This window comes from Bradyrhizobium sp. AZCC 1588, from assembly GCF_036924735.1.
In the GTDB taxonomy this organism is placed as follows: domain Bacteria; phylum Pseudomonadota; class Alphaproteobacteria; order Rhizobiales; family Xanthobacteraceae; genus Bradyrhizobium.
The window spans coordinates 2752004-2770701 of the sequence record NZ_JAZHSC010000001.1; the positions used below are offsets into that span (position 1 = coordinate 2752004).

Annotated in this window: 16 protein-coding genes and 2 pseudogenes; 7 read left to right on the forward strand and 11 right to left on the reverse strand. The window is 63.1% G+C overall.

From position 1 onward, the window contains the following. Positions 1 to 32: 32 nt before the first annotated feature. The 5 genes from V1277_RS12830 to V1277_RS12850 all read right to left on the reverse strand — a co-directional run bounded on the left by V1277_RS12830 (position 33) and on the right by V1277_RS12850 (position 5649). The gene (locus tag V1277_RS12830; RefSeq protein ID WP_334416467.1) at positions 33 to 1124 is read right to left on the reverse strand and encodes an SMP-30/gluconolactonase/LRE family protein; all 1092 of its coding nucleotides are present in this window, start codon (positions 1122 to 1124) and stop codon (positions 33 to 35) included. Between the two features lie 140 nt (positions 1125 to 1264). Next, entirely contained in the window at positions 1265 to 3001 is a 1737-nt protein-coding gene (gene araD / locus V1277_RS12835) for an L-arabinonate dehydratase (RefSeq protein ID WP_334416468.1), read from the reverse strand. Beyond that, on the reverse strand, positions 2998 to 3861 hold the full coding sequence (locus V1277_RS12840; protein WP_334372068.1) for an ABC transporter permease: 864 nt from the start codon (positions 3859 to 3861) through the stop codon (positions 2998 to 3000). Before V1277_RS12840 ends, araD begins: the two co-directional genes overlap by 4 nt. 10 nt (positions 3862 to 3871) lie before the next feature. After that, entirely contained in the window at positions 3872 to 4636 is a 765-nt protein-coding gene (locus V1277_RS12845; RefSeq protein ID WP_334372066.1) for an ABC transporter ATP-binding protein, read from the reverse strand. A gap of 5 nt (positions 4637 to 4641) precedes the next feature. After that, a complete protein-coding gene (locus V1277_RS12850) occupies positions 4642 to 5649 on the reverse strand; it encodes an ABC transporter substrate-binding protein (RefSeq protein ID WP_442894576.1) in 1008 nt (335 codons plus the stop codon). Between the two features lie 108 nt (positions 5650 to 5757). On the opposite strand from V1277_RS12850, the gene V1277_RS12855 reads away from it, so the two are divergent. From V1277_RS12855 to V1277_RS12865, 3 genes are all read left to right on the forward strand, one after another. Beyond that, a complete protein-coding gene (locus V1277_RS12855) occupies positions 5758 to 6477 on the forward strand; it encodes a GntR family transcriptional regulator (protein ID WP_334416469.1) in 720 nt (239 codons plus the stop codon). A gap of 219 nt (positions 6478 to 6696) precedes the next feature. Continuing rightward, the gene (locus V1277_RS12860) at positions 6697 to 7134 is read left to right on the forward strand and encodes a response regulator (RefSeq protein WP_334420362.1); all 438 of its coding nucleotides are present in this window, start codon (positions 6697 to 6699) and stop codon (positions 7132 to 7134) included. Between the two features lie 57 nt (positions 7135 to 7191). Beyond that, entirely contained in the window at positions 7192 to 10698 is a 3507-nt protein-coding gene (locus V1277_RS12865; protein ID WP_334416470.1) for a PAS domain S-box protein, read from the forward strand. An 89-nt stretch (positions 10699 to 10787) separates the two neighbouring features. Here the strand turns inward: V1277_RS12865 and V1277_RS12870 are convergent, their stop codons facing one another. After that, positions 10788 to 11429 (reverse strand): response regulator transcription factor, encoded by a 642-nt coding sequence (locus V1277_RS12870; RefSeq protein WP_057841383.1) that lies wholly within the window; start codon positions 11427 to 11429, stop codon positions 10788 to 10790. 183 nt (positions 11430 to 11612) lie between these two features. On the opposite strand from V1277_RS12870, the gene V1277_RS12875 reads away from it, so the two are divergent. The 4 genes and pseudogenes from V1277_RS12875 to V1277_RS34980 all read left to right on the forward strand — a co-directional run bounded on the left by V1277_RS12875 (position 11613) and on the right by V1277_RS34980 (position 13707). Further along, positions 11613 to 11885: a hypothetical protein gene (locus V1277_RS12875; protein WP_334416471.1), complete on the forward strand. Its 273-nt coding sequence runs from the start codon at positions 11613 to 11615 to the stop codon at positions 11883 to 11885. Between the two features lie 33 nt (positions 11886 to 11918). Beyond that, positions 11919 to 12260, forward strand: a complete 342-nt coding sequence (locus V1277_RS34970) for a hypothetical protein (protein ID WP_442894478.1) — start codon at positions 11919 to 11921, stop codon at positions 12258 to 12260. Further along, positions 12191 to 12340 (forward strand): annotated as a pseudogene (locus V1277_RS34975) (hypothetical protein); the annotation flags it as partial. The gene V1277_RS34970 and the pseudogene V1277_RS34975, both read left to right, overlap by 70 nt. 14 nt (positions 12341 to 12354) lie before the next feature. Continuing rightward, positions 12355 to 13707, forward strand: coding sequence for a putative bifunctional diguanylate cyclase/phosphodiesterase (locus V1277_RS34980; RefSeq protein WP_442894479.1), 1353 nt, complete (start codon positions 12355 to 12357; stop codon positions 13705 to 13707). A gap of 55 nt (positions 13708 to 13762) precedes the next feature. On the opposite strand, the gene V1277_RS12890 is transcribed toward V1277_RS34980, so the two are convergent. The 5 genes and pseudogenes from V1277_RS12890 to V1277_RS12910 form a co-directional block, all read right to left on the reverse strand. Continuing rightward, the gene (locus tag V1277_RS12890) at positions 13763 to 14086 is read right to left on the reverse strand and encodes a PilZ domain-containing protein (protein ID WP_334416472.1); all 324 of its coding nucleotides are present in this window, start codon (positions 14084 to 14086) and stop codon (positions 13763 to 13765) included. 3 nt (positions 14087 to 14089) lie between these two features. Continuing rightward, the gene (locus tag V1277_RS12895) at positions 14090 to 14962 is read right to left on the reverse strand and encodes a CheR family methyltransferase (protein WP_334416473.1); all 873 of its coding nucleotides are present in this window, start codon (positions 14960 to 14962) and stop codon (positions 14090 to 14092) included. Between the two features lie 29 nt (positions 14963 to 14991). Then, entirely contained in the window at positions 14992 to 15381 is a 390-nt protein-coding gene (locus V1277_RS12900; protein ID WP_334416474.1) for a response regulator, read from the reverse strand. Positions 15382 to 15409: 28 nt separating this feature from the next. Beyond that, positions 15410 to 15883, reverse strand: coding sequence for a chemotaxis protein CheW (locus V1277_RS12905; protein ID WP_334372052.1), 474 nt, complete (start codon positions 15881 to 15883; stop codon positions 15410 to 15412). Positions 15884 to 15917: 34 nt separating this feature from the next. Then, positions 15918 to 18642, reverse strand: a pseudogene (locus tag V1277_RS12910) (hybrid sensor histidine kinase/response regulator). Between the last annotated feature and the right edge of the window lie 56 nt (positions 18643 to 18698).

Consider the following 18698-nt stretch of genomic DNA (forward strand, 5'->3'; position numbering starts at 1 on the left):
TCCTTCAGGCCATCCCGGAATGACGGGATCAATCACACCGCCCCATGCGCTTCCACATACAGCGCATAGACCGAGTGGCAGCTTGTCATGTAGAGGCGGTTGTTCTTCGGGCCGCCGAAGGTGAGATTGGCGCAGCGCTCGGGCAGGCGGATATGCGCGAGCGGCTTGCCGGCCGGGCTGAACACCATCACGCCGTCGAGATCCTCCGGCTTGCCCTTGAGCTGAAACACCCGGCGGCCGCCGACCTCCGTCGGCTCGGGCTGCAGCGCGCCGTTGGATCCCCAGCCGCACCACAGATTGCCGTCGCGGTCGACGCGAAAACCGTCGAGCGCGCCCTGATCCGCGGCGTCGATCAGCTTGGTCTTGTTAGCGACCGTGCCATCGTCGTTGACATCAAAGCTCCAGATGCTGCGGTTTGGCGTGCCCTTCCATTCCACGACATAGAGTTTCTTCTCGTCCGGCGAGAAGGCGAGCCCGTTGGGATTGAAAATGTCGGTGATAACGGCGGTGAGCTTGCCGTCCTTGGTCAGGCGATAGACGTTGGTAGTCGCCTGCTCGGGCTTTTCCTTCTTGCCTTCCCACTCGCCGTTGATGCCGAACAGGGGATCGGTGAACCAGATGGTGTCGTCGGATTTCACCACGATGTCGTTCGGCGCGTTCAGCCGCTTGCCCTCGAACTTGTCGGCCAGCACGGTGATCTTGCCGTCCTTCTCGGTGCGGGTGACGCGGCGGGTGACCGAATGCTCGCAGGTGACGAGGCGGCCCTGACGATCGCGCGCGTTGCCGTTGGCGTAGTTGGCATTGGCGCGGAAGACCGAGGTCTGGTTGGTCTTCTCGTCGAACTTCATGATGCGGTTGTTGGGAATGTCGGAGAACAAGAGATAGCCTCCCTCCGGAAAATACGCCGGCCCTTCGGCCCAGCGCATGCCGGTCGCGACCTGTTCAATGGTCGAGGAATAGATCCGGTACTTTGCAAAGCTGGGATCGAGGATCTGCACGGCGGGATCGGGATAGCGCTGGTTCGGCGTAAACGGGAACGATTGCGCGAGGGCGGTGCGCGCGAGCAGCGTCGTGGCGGCAGCGGCGCCGGCGCCAGCGAGCAGGTTGCGTCGGGTGATGGTCATTTGTCGTCCTCCCCTGTGATGCTTTTTGTTTGACCGCCGCGCTCCGCACCGGCCTCTCGTTTGTCATTCCGGGGCGCGCGAAGCGTGAACCCGGAATCTCGAGGTTCCGGGTTCGCGCTCTGCGCGCCCCGGAACGACAGTCAGTAAATCGGCGGCTCACTCACCGGCGCTCCAAATCCGGTCTCCAGAAAATCGAAGTCGCAGCCTTCATTGGCCTGCTTGATGTGGCGGGTGAACATCCAGCCATAGCCGCGCTCGTAACGCGGCTCCGGCGCCTTCCATTCGGCGCGGCGCATTGCGAGCTCGGCCTCCGGCACATCGAGGTTGATGGTGCGGGCGTTGACGTCGAGCGTGATCTTGTCGCCGGTTCGCACCAGCGCCAGCGGGCCGCCGATGTAGGATTCCGGCGACACATGCAGGATGCAGGCGCCGTAGCTGGTGCCGCTCATGCGCGCATCCGACAGCCGCACCATGTCGCGCACGCCCTGCTTCACCAGTTTGGTCGGGATCGGCAGCATGCCCCATTCCGGCATGCCCGGCCCTCCCTGCGGACCGGCATTGCGCAGGATCAGCACGTGATCCGCCGTGACGTCGAGATTGGGATCGTCGATCGCCTTCTTCAGCGAAGGATAATCGTCGAACACCAGCGCCGGCCCGGTGTGCTTGAGGAAGCGCGGCTCACAGGCACTCGGCTTGATGACGCAGCCATCAGGCGCGAGATTGCCCTTGAGCACCGCAAGCGCACCTTCCTTGTAGATCGGGTTCTCGATGGTGCGGATAACGTCGTCATTATAGACTTCGGCGCGTGCGATGTTCTCGCCGAGCGTCTGACCGGTGACCGTCATGACGTCGAGATGCAGATGCTGCTTGATGCGGCTCATCAGCCCCGGCAGGCCGCCGGCGTAGAAGAAATCTTCCATCAGATATTTGTCGCCGCTCGGGCGCACATTGGCGATCACGGGCACCTTGCGGCTCGCCGTTTCGAAATCGTCGAGCCCGATGTCCTGGCCGGCGCGGCGCGCCTGCGCGATCAGATGGATGATCGCATTGGTCGAGCAGCCCATCGCCATCGCCACCGTGATCGCGTTCTCGAAGGCTTTTCGGGTCTGGACCTTCTCCGGCGTCAGGTCCTCCCACACCATCTCGACGATGCGGCGGCCGCATTCGGAGGCCATGCGGATGTGGCCGGCGTCGGCGGCCGGAATCGAGGACGCGCCCGGCAGCGTCATGCCGATCGATTCCGCAATCGCCGTCATGGTCGACGCGGTGCCCATGGTCATGCAGGTGCCGTAGCTGCGGGCGATGCCGGCCTCGACGTCAACCCAGTCCTTGTCGGAGATTTTTCCGGCGCGGCGCTCGTCCCAGTATTTCCAGGCGTCCGAGCCCGAACCCAGCGTCTTGCCCTTCCAGTTGCCGCGCAGCATCGGCCCGGCCGGCAGATAGATCGTCGGCAGGTTCATGCTGGTAGCACCGAGCAGCAGGCCGGGCGTGGTTTTGTCGCAGCCACCCATCAGCACCACGCCATCGATCGGATGGCCGCGCAGCAGTTCCTCGGCATCCATCGCCAGCATGTTGCGGTAGAGCATGGTGGTCGGCTTCAGAAACGATTCCGACAGCGACAGCGCCGGCAGCTCCATCGGGAAACCGCCCGCCATCAGGATGCCGCGCTTGACGTCGTCGACGCGGCTCTTGAAATGCATGTGACAGGGCTGCGCATCCGACCAGGTGTTGAGGATCGCGATGAGGGGCCGGCCCTTCCATTCCTCCGGCGCGTAGCCCATCTGCATGGCGCGCGAGCGGTGGCCGAAGGCGCGGAGATCATCAGGCGCGAACCAGCGCGCGCTGCGGAGATCAGCGGGGTTCTTCTTGTTGCTCATGACTGCGTACCCCATTTCTGGACGGTGTTGCGCTCGATCGTACGGAAGATCAGGTTCTCCACGATCAGGCCAATGACGATCACGGTCAACAGGCCGGCGAACACGGCGGGGATATCCAGCAAGTTACGATTCTCGAAGATGAACCAGCCGAGGCCGCCCTGCCCCGACGACACGCCGAACACCAGTTCGGCGGCGATCAGCGTTCGCCAGGCAAACGCCCAGCCGATCTTCAGGCCCGTCAGGATCGAGGCGAAGGCCGCGGGAATCAGGATGCGGAACACGTAGGGCAATCCGCGCAGGCCGTAATTGCGGCCGACCATGCGCAGCGTGTTCGAGACGCTCTTGAAGCCGGAATGGGTGTTGAGCGCAACCGGCCACAGCACCGAATGGATCAGCACGAAGACGAGACTGCCGTTACCCAGCCCGAACCATATCAGCGCCAACGGCAGCAGCGCGATTGCCGGCAAGGGATTGAACATCGCCGTGATGGTTTCGAGGAAATCCGTGCCGATCCGGGTCGAGATCGCCAGGATGGTAAAGATGGCGGCGAGCGCAATGCCGGCGGCATAGCCCATGAACAGCACCTTTAGCGACGCCCAGGCGCGCAAGGGAATGGTGCCGTCGCGCACCTTGTCGAACATGGTGACGATAGTGTCGTGGAAGGTGGGGAACAGCAGCGGATTGTTGAGGATAGTGCCGTAGGTCTCCCAGGCCGCGGCGAGGAAGATGATGATCACGGCCTTGCGCACAAAACCGTCGTTCCACAACAGCTCCAGCACCGTGAGCTTGCGCTCGACCTCGGCCGGCACCGCCGCCGTCAGTTCGGCGGCATCGCGCAGCAGGATTTTTGCCTCGCCCATCGTGCTCCCCTCAATGTGCCGTTGCATGATCGGCGAACAAGAGATCATGGATCTGCTTTTCCAACCGCGCCGCGCTGCCGTCCTCGCCGGAAACCTTGTCGACGTCGATCACCTCGGCCTTGACCCGGCCGGGATGCGGCGACAGCAGCAGGATACGGTTGCCGATCTTGATCGCCTCGGCGATCGAATGGGTGACAAACAGGACGGTGAATTTGGTCTCCGCCCAGAGCTGCAGCAATTCGTCCTGGCAGGTGCGCCGCGTCAGCGCATCGAGGGCTGCGAACGGCTCGTCCATCAGCAAAATGTCCGGCTCCATCGCCATGCCGCGCGCGATCGCGACGCGCTGCTTCATGCCGCCGGACAGCGTGTGCGGATAGGCATCGACGACGCGGGTGAGGCTGACTTTTTCGATATAGGCCCGCGCGCGCGTCTCCGCTTCCTTGCGCGGCAGTTTCCGCGTCATCAGCAGCGGAAACATCACGTTTTCGAGCACCGTCTTCCACGGCAGAAGCTGATCGAACTCCTGGAAGATCATCATGCGGTCGGCGCCGGGCTCGGATATTTCCCGGCCTGAGATCCGCATCTTGCCCTCGCTCGGCTTCATGTAGCCGCCGACGGCTTTCAACAGCGTCGACTTGCCGCAACCGGAGGGGCCGAGCAGCACGAAGCGATCGGAACGATCGACCGTGAAGCTGACCCGCTCGGTCGCGGTCACGACCGCGCTCGAGGTCTTGTAGCGCAGTGTTACGTCACTGACGTCGAGAAGCGCGGCCATGTCGATCAATTGCCCTTCAGGTCGTGCGCGACCGGCAGGTAATAATCGGTCCACGCCTTGGGCATGCTCTTCAGCGTGCCGACCTTGTGCAGATGGGTGGCGAACTTCATGGTGCCCTGCGGCTGCAGGTTCCACTCCATCATGCCGGGCTCCTTCAGCCAGGCCAGCAGGTCCTCGACGCTGGTCTTGTCGCCGGTGACTTCCTTGTAGATCTCAACCGCGGCCTTGGTATCGCCGCGGATCAGATCCTGCGCTTCCTTGGTGGCGTCGCGCACCGCCTGCACGATCTTCGGATTGGCGTCGGCGAATTTGGTCGTGGTGAAGAACTGCGCCTGGCTGAGCGGCCCGCCCATCACGTCGGGCGACGACAACACCACATGCGCGCCGGGCACGTTCTTCATTTCGAGGAACGTGAACGGCGGGATCGCAAAATGGTTGCGGACCTCGTGCTGGGCATTGGTCATCGCCACATAGGCGTCGGGATGGCCGAGCTGTACCGTGCTGGCATCGAGCTTCGACCACTGGTCGGCGCCGAAGGTTTCGCTTGCCGCGATCTGCAGCACGATCGCCTGCGTCGAGACCTTCACCGTCGGCACGGCGATCTTGTCGTTCGGGCCAAAATCCTTGATCGACTTGATATTCGGATCGCGGCTGATCAGCGTCATCGGCTGCGCCGAGGTGGCGACGATGCCCTTGACGCCGCCACGGGTGCGATCCCACAGCAATAAGAGATTGCCGGTCCCGGTGTTCAGGATGTCGACGCTGCCAGCCAAGAGCGCATCGGTCTGGGCGCCGCCGCCGCTTAAGTTGATCCACTTGGTGGTGACGCCTGGCACGCCGAGCGAAGCAGCGTGCTTCTCGATCAGCTTGTGTTTTTCCATGATGTGCGAGGGCATGTAGAAAATACCCGGCTGGCGCGACAGCGAAATCTCCGTCTTCTGCTGGGCCGCGGCCTGAGAGCCCGGCAGCACCATGGCAAGGGCCGCGACGGCGCCTGCGCAGGCGCTCCACATTCTGTTTCTCATTGTGCATCTCCTCCGGCGTTTCATTGACGCTTCGACGGAAATGCACTAATGTATTAGTGCATTTGAAGCAAGCGCCTTCTGAGGCCGATTCGTTCGATGGCTGCATCCCAGATCGTTTCCCGCCGGACCGTGCCGCGCTCCGCCGATCGGCTCGATCGCGATCGTCAGGCCGCGCCGCAGGTGTTCGAGCGCCTGCGCGGCATGATCATTTCGCTGGAGCTGCCGCCGGGATCGCCGCTATCGCGCGCTGCGCTGGCCGGACAGTTCGGGGTGAGTTCGACACCGATCCGCGATGCGCTGATGCGGCTCGAGGAGGAAGGGCTGGTCGACGTCTTTCCGCAATATGCCACGGTAGTCAGCCGGGTTGACGTGCGGCTGGCGCAGCAGGCGCATTTCCTGCGGCAGGCGGTCGAGCTCGAAATTGTCCGCATGCTGGCAATACGCCATGACGAAGCCCTCGCGGCCGAGCTCCATGCGACCATCGTCCGCCAACAGCAATTCGCGAAAGCCGGCGACTTCGAAAAGTTCATGGCCGCCGACAACGAGTTCCATGCCCAGCTCTACGCCGCCACCGACAAGCAGGACATCTGGTCGCTGGTGCGCAGCCGCAGCGGACATATCGACCGGCTGCGCCGGCTGCATCTGCCCTCCCCCGGCAAGGCGCAGGATATCCTGCGGCATCACAAGCTGATTGCAAAAGCGATCGAGGCCGGCCAACCCGCAGAGGCGCAGAAGCACTTGCGTACCCATCTGTCGGGAACACTGAGCGAACTCGACCAAATCCGCTCGCGCTATCCGGAATATCTCAGCAACTGATCTCGGCTAACTAAACCGCATGCGCGCGGGGAGAATCACGCTCGCAGTCGGAGTTCCGGATCCGTCTGCCCGGAAACATGCGGATGCGGCATCTTACCGGCTTTTGACCGCCCAACCGGAACGTCCTGCCCGGGGAAGCAGTTGCGGCAATACGAGGATTCGGCAAAACTCGTAACTTGCCGTGACTTGATTCCAGCGCGGCCCGGAGAACCTCTTAATTTGGCAAAGATACTCGTCGTGGATGACGATGTGGCGGTCCAGGTGACCATCCGTCTGCTGCTGGAACGCGCCGGGCATAGCGTGGTCACTGCTGGTGGCGGGCGACAGGGCTTGGCATTGTGCCAGAGCGGAGATTTCGATTTGCTGTTCCTCGACATTTTTATGCCTGGAATGGACGGATTTGAAACCATGCGGATGGTTCGTCAGCAGCGGCCGTACATGCCGATTATCGTCATCTCCGGCCGGCCGATCTCGTCCGAAGCGGACTCGGCGCCCGACTTTCTGACCATGGCGACCAAGCTCGGAGCGATTTCCAGTCTGCAGAAGCCGTTCCGGCCGGCCGACCTTCTGGCTGCCGTCACGGGCTGCCTGGAAGCCGCCGAACGTGGCTCGCCGCCACGCCCCGCGGTGTTGCGTGCTCCCCGTAATGCACCATAGCATCCGATTCGTCCGGTGGATTGCCGGACCGGAGCGCGAGGGCGAGCGAACACCGACATGACGCTCACAACCAGGCTAGCCATCGCGATGATTGCGTTGGTCGCGCTCGCGGTTACCGCGGTCGGATGGCTGAGCTATCACAACCTGGAACAGGCGCTCCTGCAGCGCGCCCGCGACCGCATCGAGACGCATTCACGGCAGCTCGCGACCGATCTGGAATATTACGCAGCGAGCGCGACCGGAGATGTTGCGGGCTTTCGCTCGGCGGTGGCGCTGCACGGGCTGGTCCGTGCCCGCCAGGCGGGCGGCATCGATCCGGTCGATGGCGTCTCCGAAAAGATCTGGCGCGACCGGATAGCGTCACGTTTCGCGGCGGAACTCGAAGCCAAGCCGACATACGCGATGTTTCGGATTATCGGCCTCGACGATGACGGTCGCGAGCTGGTCCGCGTCGACCGCAATGGACCGAACGGCACGGTTCGGATCGTCCCTGAAGCGGGCCTGCAGAAGCGAGGCGATCGCGGCTATTTCCAGGAAACGACCCGGCTCGGTCCTAAACAGCTTTACGTCTCGCCGCTCGATCTCGGCCGCTTCAACGGCCTGATCGAAGAGGTGCACCGGCCGACACTTCGCGTCGCGACGCCGATTTTCACGACCGACGGCAAGCCGTTCGGCATTTTCATGATCAATGTCGACATGCGGCGCGCGTTCGACCGTATCAGAGCATCGGCGTGGCCGGGCGAGACGATCTACGTCGTCAACCGGCAGGGCGACTATCTCATTCACCCCGACCGGTCGCGCGAATTCGGCGCGTTGCTTGGCAAACCCAACGACTGGAAAGCTGACTTCCCGCATCTGGCTTCGCAGGCCGGAGCAAAGCAAGGCAGCGCCGAAATCGTTGCGGACCAAACTGGGCGGTCCAACGGGATCGCGTTTGCTCCCGCCGTTCTGGCCGGTTCCGAATGGGCTGGGATCATCGAGACCACCCCGAACGCCGTGATCATGGCGCCGGCTGCGAGCATCCGAAATACCTCGTTTCTGGTCGGGGCGATCGCGGTGTTGTGCGCGGCAGTGCTGGCGCTGCTGATCGCGAGGTCGCTGACCCGGCCGATTGTCCGCCTCACCGAAGCCGTTCAGGGCGTGACCAGCAAGGGAAAGGCAGCCATCCCGGTCGATGCGGGCGGCGAGACCGGCGTGCTCGCGCGCGCCTTTGCGTACGCGATCGAGGAGATCAATGCAAAAACCGCAGCGCTCCAACAGGAGGTCGAGGAGCATCGCCGCACCGTAGCTGCGCGCGATCATCACGCGGAACGGGAACGGCTGTTCAGCGCAGCGGTCGAGTCCTCCAGTGACGCCATCGTCACGACGTCGCTCAATGGCACGATCACCGGCTGGAATTCGGCCGCGGAGCGGCTGTACGGGTACACGGCTGCGGAAACTGTGGGCAAGAGCATTACTCTTGTCGTTCCGATGGACCGGCTGCCCGAGGTGCATGACACGTTGCGCCGGATCGACTCGGGCGAACGCATCGAGCAACATGAAACCGTCCGCCTGAAAAAAGATGGCAGCCGGATTGAAGTCTCGCTCAGCGTCTCCCCGATCAAGGCCCCCTCAGGCGCGACCATCGGCATCTCGAAGGTGGCACGCGACATCACCGAAGCCAACAAGACCAGGCAGGTGCTGCGGCAACAGACCGAAGAGCTTCGCCGCATCTTCGAGACCTCGCAGGATCTGATCATGGTGATGGATTCCCGGGGATTCCTGGTTCAGATCAGCCCGAGCTGCGAGGCCATATTGGGTTATCGGCCGGAAGAAATGATCGGCCGCAGCGGCGAGGATTTTATCCACCCCGATCATCTCGAGACCTCGCGCCAGGAAATGCGTGCGGCACGACGCGGGCTGCGCCCGAAGATGTCTGATACGCGCTGCATTCACAAGGATGGACGAGAGGTGTGGTTGTCATGGCTCGGGACATGGTCCGAGCCGGTCAAGCGCTTCTTCTTCGTCGGCCGTGACATGACCGAGGGCCGGTTGGCGCAAGAGACGTTGCGCGAGAGCGAGCAGCTTGCGCGCGGCATCATCGACACCGCGCTCGATGCCTTCGTGCAGATGGACGATCAGGGCATCGTCACCGACTGGAACTCGCAGGCGGAGAAGATATTCGGCTGGTCGCGCGCGGAAGCGATCGGCACCAAGCTGAGCGAGCTGATCGTTCCCGACGTCCGTCGCGCCGCGCACAAGGCCGGCCTGGAGCGGTTTCTGCGCACCGGCGAGGCCGCCATCCTCGGCCGCCGCTTCGAAATCGAGGCGATGCGGCGAGATGGAGAGGAAATCAAGGTCGAGCTCAGCATTACCGCACTTCGGCGGCGCAATGGATTCGTGTTCAACGGCTTCATGCGCGATCTCACCGACCAGATCGCGGCCGAGGACAGGATCCGGCAGGCCGAGAAGATGGAGGCGATGGGGCAGCTCACCGGCGGCATCGCGCACGACTTCAACAATATCCTGACGGTGATCACGGGAACGATCGAAATTCTGGCCGACGCCGTCAAGGGCGAACCGCAGCTTGCCGCCATCACGCGAATGATCGACGAGGCGGCCTCACGCGGCGCCGACCTCACCCAGCACCTGCTCGCCTTCGCGCGTAAGCAGCCGCTGGAGCCGAAGATAACCGATGTCAACACGCTGATCATCGATACGGCGAAACTGCTGCAGCGGACGCTCGGCGAGCATGTCGAGATCGAATCCGTATTCGAAGACGAAACGTGCCCCGCGATCGTCGACCCCAATCAGCTCGCCACCGCGATCCTCAATCTGGCGCTTAACGCCCGCGACGCGATGCCCGATGGCGGCAAGCTCATCATCGAAACCGGCTTCGTCATGCTCGACGACAATTATGCGAAGATGCACAGCGACGTGCGGTCCGGTCGCTACGCCATGATTGCGGTAAGCGATACCGGAACCGGCATTCCGGCTGCAATACTCGACAAAGTATTCAATCCGTTCTTCACCTCGAAGGGACCCGGCAAAGGTACCGGCCTCGGGCTGAGCATGGTGTACGGCTTCATCAAACAATCGGCCGGCCACATCATGATCTACAGCGAAGAAGGCCATGGCACGACGATCAAGATGTATCTGCCGCCGGCCACGGGCGCATTGCCGGCGACCGAGGCTACACTGGCGCCGGCTGTCGAGGGCGGCCATGAAACAATTCTGGTGGTGGAGGACGACAAGCTGGTGCGCGACTATGTGCTGGCGCAACTGCATTCACTCGGTTACGTCACGCTGGATGCGGCGAACGCCACTGAAGCCCTCGCGTTGGTCCATACCGGCCGTCCGTTTGATCTGCTGTTCACCGACGTGATCATGCCCGGCATGAATGGCCGCCAGCTCGCCGACGAGATAGCGAAGGCCAGGCCCGGATTAAGGGTTCTGTTCACCTCGGGCTATACCGAGAATGCCATCATTCATCACGGGCGACTCGACGAAGGCGTATTGCTGCTCGCCAAGCCCTATCGGAAATCGGATATGGCGATCATGATCCGCAAAGCGCTTGCCGATTGATCGCAACGGCGGCGTCTGCATCCAGCGCAAGGCTGCGCCGGATCCGGCCTGCCTGCGATCAGCCTTGATCACCCTTGATCACCCTTGGATCAGATCTGGCCCTGTCGCTGGGTGGTCATCACGATGCGAACCAGGTCGGCGGCATTCCGCGCGCCGAGTTTCTTCATGATATTGGCGCGGTGGTCCTCAATCGTGCGCGGGCTGATCCCGAGATGCCGCCCCGCTTCCTTGTTGGAAGCGCCGGCGGTGAACTGCTCCAGCACCTCGCGTTCCCGTCGCGTGAGCGGTTCCCGTCCCGGAAAATGCAGGGCCGCGATGCGCGACGACGTACTTTGCGCCTGCCGGCGAGCATAGGCCTCGATCGCCTCATCGAGTCTTGCCACGATTTCGCTGCCGCGAAACGGCTTTTCGATGAAGTCCAGCGCGCCGTTCTTGATGGCGCTGACCGCCATGGCGATATCGCCCTGCCCTGAGACCATGAAGATCGGTGCAGGGTAATCCTCACCATGAAGCTCTTTCAGAATATCGAGGCCGGACTTACCGGGGATATGCACGTCGAGCAGGATGCAGGCTGGCGTCCGTGTTCGTGCAATCGCCAGCAGCGCGGCGCCGTCGGCGAAACAGATGACCTGATAGCCGGCTGCCGACAGCACCATCGAAAGCGTGTCGCGAACGGCAGGGTCGTCATCGACTACGAAAATCTCCCCGCGGGAGGGGGCTTTTTCAGCCATGTTCCATCGTCCATGCGTGGTTGAATGTGACGCACACTCGGATAACGGTATTCACTTCATACCGAACCGTATTTGTACGGGACCACGGCTTAACGCACAAGTAGCAACGCGCACCTAATAAAGTAACTAAGGAGTGCTCGTATGCAAAACACAGCAGGCGACAGCGTCGCACAGGCGCCCCACGTGGTTTCAGACCTCATCAACTTGGTCGAACACGTCCAGAACAGCCTGCGACCGATTGAACAAATGATTGCCTGGGAAGTTTCGCCCGGCGCTCCCGAGAGTTCCATCAACGTCATCGTGCTTGACGACGCATCTCCCCGCTACACAAAGTCCGCGGCCGCGATGCATGCCTGCAATGTCAATCTTGGCATTGCCCTGCGCTCCCTGCTGGATTCCGGCAATGATGATCCTTACGCCGCCAGCCTGCCGGCGCTTTCGCTCGTAGTGGCGTAAGGCCGACACGGCGCCGTCCTGCTGGAGCGTACGATGTTCCCTCGCCGCAAATTTTCTCCGGGACTTTCTCGCGCTGTTAGCCACCTGCTGCGTTCGCTGCCCGGCATCCGGCATGCCACGCCCGCGCCGCCGGACCCGGACACTGCCACCACGATGGAGAAGCTCGACGCGGCGCTGAACAATATGAGCCATGGCCTCTGCATGTTCGGGCCGGACAATCGCCTGCTGCTATGGAACGATCGCTACGTCAAAAAATGTACGGACTGGCGCCCGACCACCTGCGTGTCGGATGCACGACCGACGAAATGCTCGAGGCGCGCAAGGCGGCAGGCACCTGCTATCGCGACCTCGGACAATACGGATCGAAACTGCTGACAGCGATGACCACGCGCAACCCCGATAACCTCGTCGCCGAGCTCGACGACGGCCGTATCGTCAATGTTTCGTACCGGCCGACGCAGAACGGCTGTTGGGTTTCGACCCACGAGGATATTACCGAGCGCGCGCAGAACGAGGCAAGGATCGCGCGTCTGGCATTTCACGACCAGCTCACCGGCCTGCCGAACCGGGCGGCGTTCAACGAGCGCATCGCAAGTGCTTGGCGCGGCGCGGGCGGCAATGCCTCGTTTGCCGTGCTGTGCGTCGACATCGATCAGTTCAGGGAGATCAACGACGTCTACGGCCATTCGACCGGCGACAAGTTTCTGGTGGAGGTCGGCCACAGGCTGACGTCGGCCTGCAACGGATCGTTCCTGGCGCGGCTCGGGCTGACGAATTCATTGTCGTCTCGCCCGACGGCCCGCAACCGGCGATGGCGCGAGATCTCTGCGCCCAGCTCGGCACCGCCCTCGACCAGCCGGTTTGCATCGAAGGCCATGCGATTGAGGGCAGCCTCACGATCGGGGCCAGCATCTACCCCCGCGACGGCGCCGATGCGGATACCCTGGTCGCCAATGCCGAGACCGCGCTTTATCGTGTCAAGGCCGACCAGCGCGGCAGCACACGCTTTTTCGAACCTGAGATGGGCCGCCAGATGCGCGAAAAGCGCGCGCTGCAGCACGACATCCGCGCAGCACTGGCGAAGAACGAACTGGAATTGTATTACCAGCCACAGGCGCTGCCCAATGGAAGGGTCTTCGGTTTCGAAGCGTTGCTGCACTGGCGGCACCCCCTGCGCGGCCTGGTGCCGCCGGGGCTGTTCATTCCGCTGGCGGAAGAGACCGGCGCGATCGGCCCGATCGATGAATGGGTGCTGCGCGAAGCCTGCCGGGAAGCCGCATCCTGGCGACGGCCGCTGACGATCGCGGTCAACCTGTCGACGGTCGACTTCCGGCGCAGCGACGTGCCGGCGATGATTCTTGCGACCCTGCTCGAAACCGGTCTCGATCCACAACGCCTTGAAGTCGAAATCACCGAGGGCGTGCTGTTTTGGGATTTCGACCGCGCCCTCTCCATCCTGCGCCGGATCAAGGGCTTTGGCGTACGCATCGCGATGGACGATTTCGGCACCGGCTATTCATCGCTGTCCTACCCGCAGGACTTTCCCTTCGACAAGATCAAGATCGACCAGACATTCGTTTCCAGGATCGGCGACAGTTTTCAGGCCGGCGCCATCATCCAATCCATCGTGAGACTGGGGCGCACGCTCGCGCTGCCGGTCATCGCGGAGGGCGTCGAGACCGAAGAGCAACGGACTTTCCTCGCGCGGGAAGGCTGTCAGGTTCAGGGCTATCTGATCGGCCGGCCGGAGCCGATCGCGCATTACCGGCATCTGATAGCGGGTCTTGCCACCGCGCGCGAGAGCGCCATCCGCGCCCGTTGAGCCGGCCAAGTCCCTTTGCTACGCCGAAAGAACTCCACCTGGCCCGCGATCGGCCTCAGTGCATTGCCTCTTCGGCCTTTGACGACGCGCCCGACTTTTTCTTGCCGTGCTTGCCTCTCAGGAAGCGGATGTCCATTTCCGTGCCGTTGACACGAACGAGCTCGCACCGGCGATAGGCGAGGCCGGTCGAGGACAGCAGCAGGAAGAACTCCTTGAGATTGAGGCCCTGAATGGAGCCTTCCACGGTCAGTTCGGCGTCGGTGTCCGAGATCGCGTTGAGCTGGCAGTCCCTGCGCCAGGTCCCGTCGATCGCCATGATGCAGACGTCATAGCCCCTGCTGAACGTAACCCGCTCCGCGCCCTTGCCGTCCTCTGTCATCGCTCACCGTCCCGCCATTGCCGCCATTTTTGGCATTGCCGCTGCGCCCTGCGGAGATGCGGCACGCGCACCGCTCGGCCGATAGAGGCCGCGCTTGTCCGGGAACGGCTTGAAGACATCAGTCAGGCCGACGACCGTTTCCGCCGCCCCCAGCACCAGGAAGCCATCGCCTTCCATTGCCTTGGCGAGGCGGCCAAAGATATTGATCTTGGTCTCCTGATCGAAATAGATCAGGACGTTCCGGCAGAAGATGACGTCGAAGGTGCCGAGCTGGGAGAAATCGTGCAGCAGATTAAGCTGGCGATGCTGCACCATGCCGCGCAGCTCCGGGCTGATCTGCCACAATTCGCCGTTCTGCTTGAAGTATTTGACGAGAAGCTGAATCGGAAGGCCGCGCTGGACCTCGAACTGGCTGTAGACGCCCGACTTCGATTTTTCGAGCACTTCCTGCGACAGGTCGGTCGCGACGATCTCGATCCGCCAGCCGGCAAGCGCCGCGCCCATTTCCTTCAGCGACATCGCAAGCGAATACGGCTCCTGGCCGGTCGAGCCGGCGGCACACCATATCCTGATGCTCCTGCGGCCGGCGCGGGCCTTCAACAGCTCCGGCACGATCGTATCGCGGAAGTGTTCGAACGGCACCTTGTCGCGGAAGAAGAAGGTCTCGTTGGTGGTCATGGCCTCGACCACCTGGGCGATGATCGATGACGATCCGCCCTTCATTTTCTGCACGAGTTCGCCGATGCCGGGCACACCGCACTTGCGCGACAGCGGAAGCAGGCGGCTTTCGATCAGGTATTGCTTGTCTGCGGACAGGTCGAGACCGGAATGATCCTTCAGGAGCTTACGCAGATACTCATAGTCTGGCGGGGTCACGGGAGCCTCTCAGGGGCAAGCGATAAGATTTAGATCGGGCTCTGTTCCGCGATCGCGACCAGGCCGACTTCCTGGAATTTTGCCGCGACGATGTCCTTGTCGAACGGCTTCATGATGTATTCGTCGGCACCGGCATGCAGCGCACGCGCGATATGGTCCATGCCGTTCTCGGTGGTGCAGAACACCACCTTGGGCGCGTCGCCGCCGGGCAGGCGGCGCAGATTGCCGAGGAATTCGTAGCCGTCCATGACAGGCATGTTCCAGTCGAGCAGAACCGCCTCGGGCATCGCGCGCTTGCAGACTTCAAGCGCCTTCTCGCCGTCCTCGGCTTCGATAATCTGGAAATCCATTTCTTCGAGGATGCGGCGCGCGCTCTTTCGCACGACGCTGGAGTCATCGACGACAAGACAGGTTTTCATTATTGGCGTCCTTGCTTGACGAGCGGTGCTACGCCGCGAGGGTTGTTTTCGGTATGATTTCGAGAACGCGATCGACGTCGAGGACGACCATGAGCTGGCCGTCGAGGCGGTGCACGCCGCCGGCGAGCTTGGCGAAGCGGGGGTCGAGGTTGACGGGGTTTTCCTCGCGGCCATTGTCGGGTAACCGCAGCACCTCGCCGATCTGGTCGATCAAAAGGCCATAGGACTCGCCGCGCAGGTCGACGCCGACCGCCATCGGCGGCTTGCCGTCGTCGTTCTTCGGCAGGCCGAGCCGGGCGCGCATGTCGACCACCGTGACGATGCGGCCGCGCAGATTGAGCACGCCGGCGATCTCGGCGGAGGACAGCGGCACCCGGGTCAGCCGTTCCGGCATGAACACGTCCTGCACCCGCGAGATCGGCAGGCCGAACAATTGCCCGCCGATCACGGCGGTGACGTATTCGGCCACGGTGCCCTCGATGGTCTCGGTCTTGGTTGTCATGGTCTAACTTCCTTAATGCCCCGGCCAGGCTTCCTTAAGCCGCGCGCCGGGTGTCGGCGGTCTGTTCCTTCAGCGCCGCGATCAGGCCGGGGCGGTCGAACTTGGCGACGTAGTCGTGGAAGCCGGCCTGCCGCCCGCGCTCGATCGCCGCCGGCGACACCAGCGAGGACAGCGCGATGATCGGCAACTGGCCCAGATTGTTGTCGGCGCGGATCGTCTCGGCGAATTCGAAGCCGTTCATGTCGGGCATCTCGATGTCGGTCAGCACCACGTCGAAGGTCTGGCCCGAGCGCAGCGCCGAGAGCCCCTCCTGCGCGTTGACGGCGACCCGCACCTTGTAGCCGGCGGCTTTCAAGACCGGCGCCAGCATGTTGCGGAAGAAGGCGGAGTCGTCGACCAAGAGCACCGATTGCGCGGTCGAGGAGGCCCGCATCTCCTTGCGCGAGAACCAGTCGGCAAACGCCATCGGCAGGAAGTGGCCGACGTCGATCACCTCGGTGGCCTGGCCCTTGATCACGGCGGAACCCAGAATGCCGTCCTGCTGGCCGGCGACCTCGATGTGCAGCCGCTCCTCGACGATGTCGATGATCTCGTCGACCACGAGCCCCATCGAGCGGCCGTCGTCGGCAAACACCAGGATCGGCTGCGAGCCGGTAGTCTGGACAGTGACCCCGGCCATCTGCACCAGCGGCATGAGCTGGTCGCGGTACTGCACCATGTAGCGGCCGTTAGAGAGCTCGATCTTGTCGGTGGCGATCTCTTCCAGCCGGGTGACGAGGCCGAGCGGCACCGCCTTGGGCTGGCTTGAGCCGGCGCGGAACACGAGCAGCGAGGTGAGCTGTTCGCCGGACATCGCATGCGCCGCGGCGGCCTCATCGGCCATCTCATGGGCCGAGGCGCCGGAGGCGCCGAGCGCTTTGGCAATGCCGTTGGGGTCGATGATCATGATCACGGCGCCATCGCCCAAAATGGTGTTGCCGGAGAACATGTCGATGTGCCGCAGCTTGGTCGACATCGGCTTGACCACGATTTCTTCGGTGTGGAACACGCCGTCGACCACGATGCCAAAGGTCTGGCTGCCGACCTGGGTGACCACGATGAAGCCGTTCTCGGGGTCTGAGGACGAGCCGTCGTCGATCTTCAACAGCTTCTTCAGGTGCATCAGCGGCAACAGCTTGTTGCGCAACCGCAAGACCGCGGTGTCCTTGATGCGCTCGATGCGGTGCTCGGAGTTGGCGCGGGCGCGCACCAGCTCGACCACAGACAATTGCGGGATCGCAAAGCGGTCGCCGGCGGCTTCCACGATCAGGGCCGAAACGATCGCGAGCGTCAGCGGGATCTTGATGGTGACGGAAGAACCTTCGCCGGCCACGCTCTTGATGTCGATGGTGCCGCCGATCTGGTCGATATTGGTGCGCACCACGTCCATGCCGACGCCGCGGCCGGACACCGAGGTGACGGTGGCGGCGGTGGAGAAGCCCGGCGCGAAGATGAACTTGTGGATCTGGGCCTCGGTCATCTTCTCCAGTTCGGCCTCGGTGACGAGGCCGTTCTGCAGCGCCTTGGCCTTGATCCGCTCGGTGTTGAGACCTCTGCCGTTATCGGCAATGCAGATGATGATATGGCCGCCCTCGTGATAGGCGGAGAGCCGGATGGTGCCCTGCTCGCCCTTGCCGGCCGCGAGCCGCTCGGCCGGGGTCTCCAGGCCGTGGTCGGCGGAGTTGCGCACCATGTGCGTCAACGGATCCTTGATCAGATCGAGCACCTGGCGGTCGAGCTCGGTGTCGGCGCCGTGCATTTCCAATTCAATTTGCTTGCCGAGTTCGCCCGAGAGGTCGCGCACGATGCGCGGCAGCTTCTGCCAGGCGTTGCCGATCGGCTGCATCCGCGTCTTCATGACGCCTTCCTGCAGCTCGGCGGTGACGTTGGAGAGCCGCTGCAGCGGCACCTTGAACTCGGTGTCCTCGTTGCGGCGGGAGATTTCCAAAAGCTGGTTGCGGGTCAAGACCAGCTCGGAGACCATCGTCATCAGATGTTCGAGGGTGTCGACGTTGACGCGGATCGACTGGTTGGCGATCTTGTCGGCGACCTCGCCGTCGACCTCGACGGCGGCGGCGCGCTTGGCCGGCTTTGCCTTCGCCGTTTCCTTGGCAGTTTCCTTGGCTTCCGGCGCCGGCGCAGCCTTGGCGACGGGTGCCGGCGCGGCTTCGGTCGCGGTCTCGCGGAAGGCGCGCTCGAGGTCGTCGAGCGAGACCTCGCCCGGACGCAACGGACGCTCCAGCACCTGCTCGACCAGCGTGCCCTTGGTCATCGCGGGCGCGACCGGCGGCGCCGCCACGACGGGCGCGGGCGCGGGTTCAGGCTGCGCTTCCGCCGCATGGTGACCGCCTTCGGCCATCGCATGCAGCTTCTCGATCAGGTCTTCGTCGGTGCCCTCGGGCTCGGTCTCGGTGGCTTCCAGACCTGCGAGGATTTCCTTGATGCGGTCGATGCTCGACAGGATCAGCGTCACGGCTTCGGCCTTGACCGGCATGCCGTCGCGGAACTTGCCCATCAAGGTTTCGCCGGCATGGGCGAGCGCTTCCAGCCGCGGCAGCCCTAGGAAAGCCGCAGGTGCCCTTGATGGTGTGGACCAGGCGGAAGATGTTATCCAGGATCTTCGCGTCGCTCGGATCCTGCTCGAACCGCACCAACTGATTGTCGACCGTATCCAGGCTCTCGCTGGTCTCCGTCAGGAACTCCCGCAACAGATCATCCATATGAGCGCGCCCTTTAGAAATTCGGATACTGATCTTCTCCAGAAGTAACGCTTCGG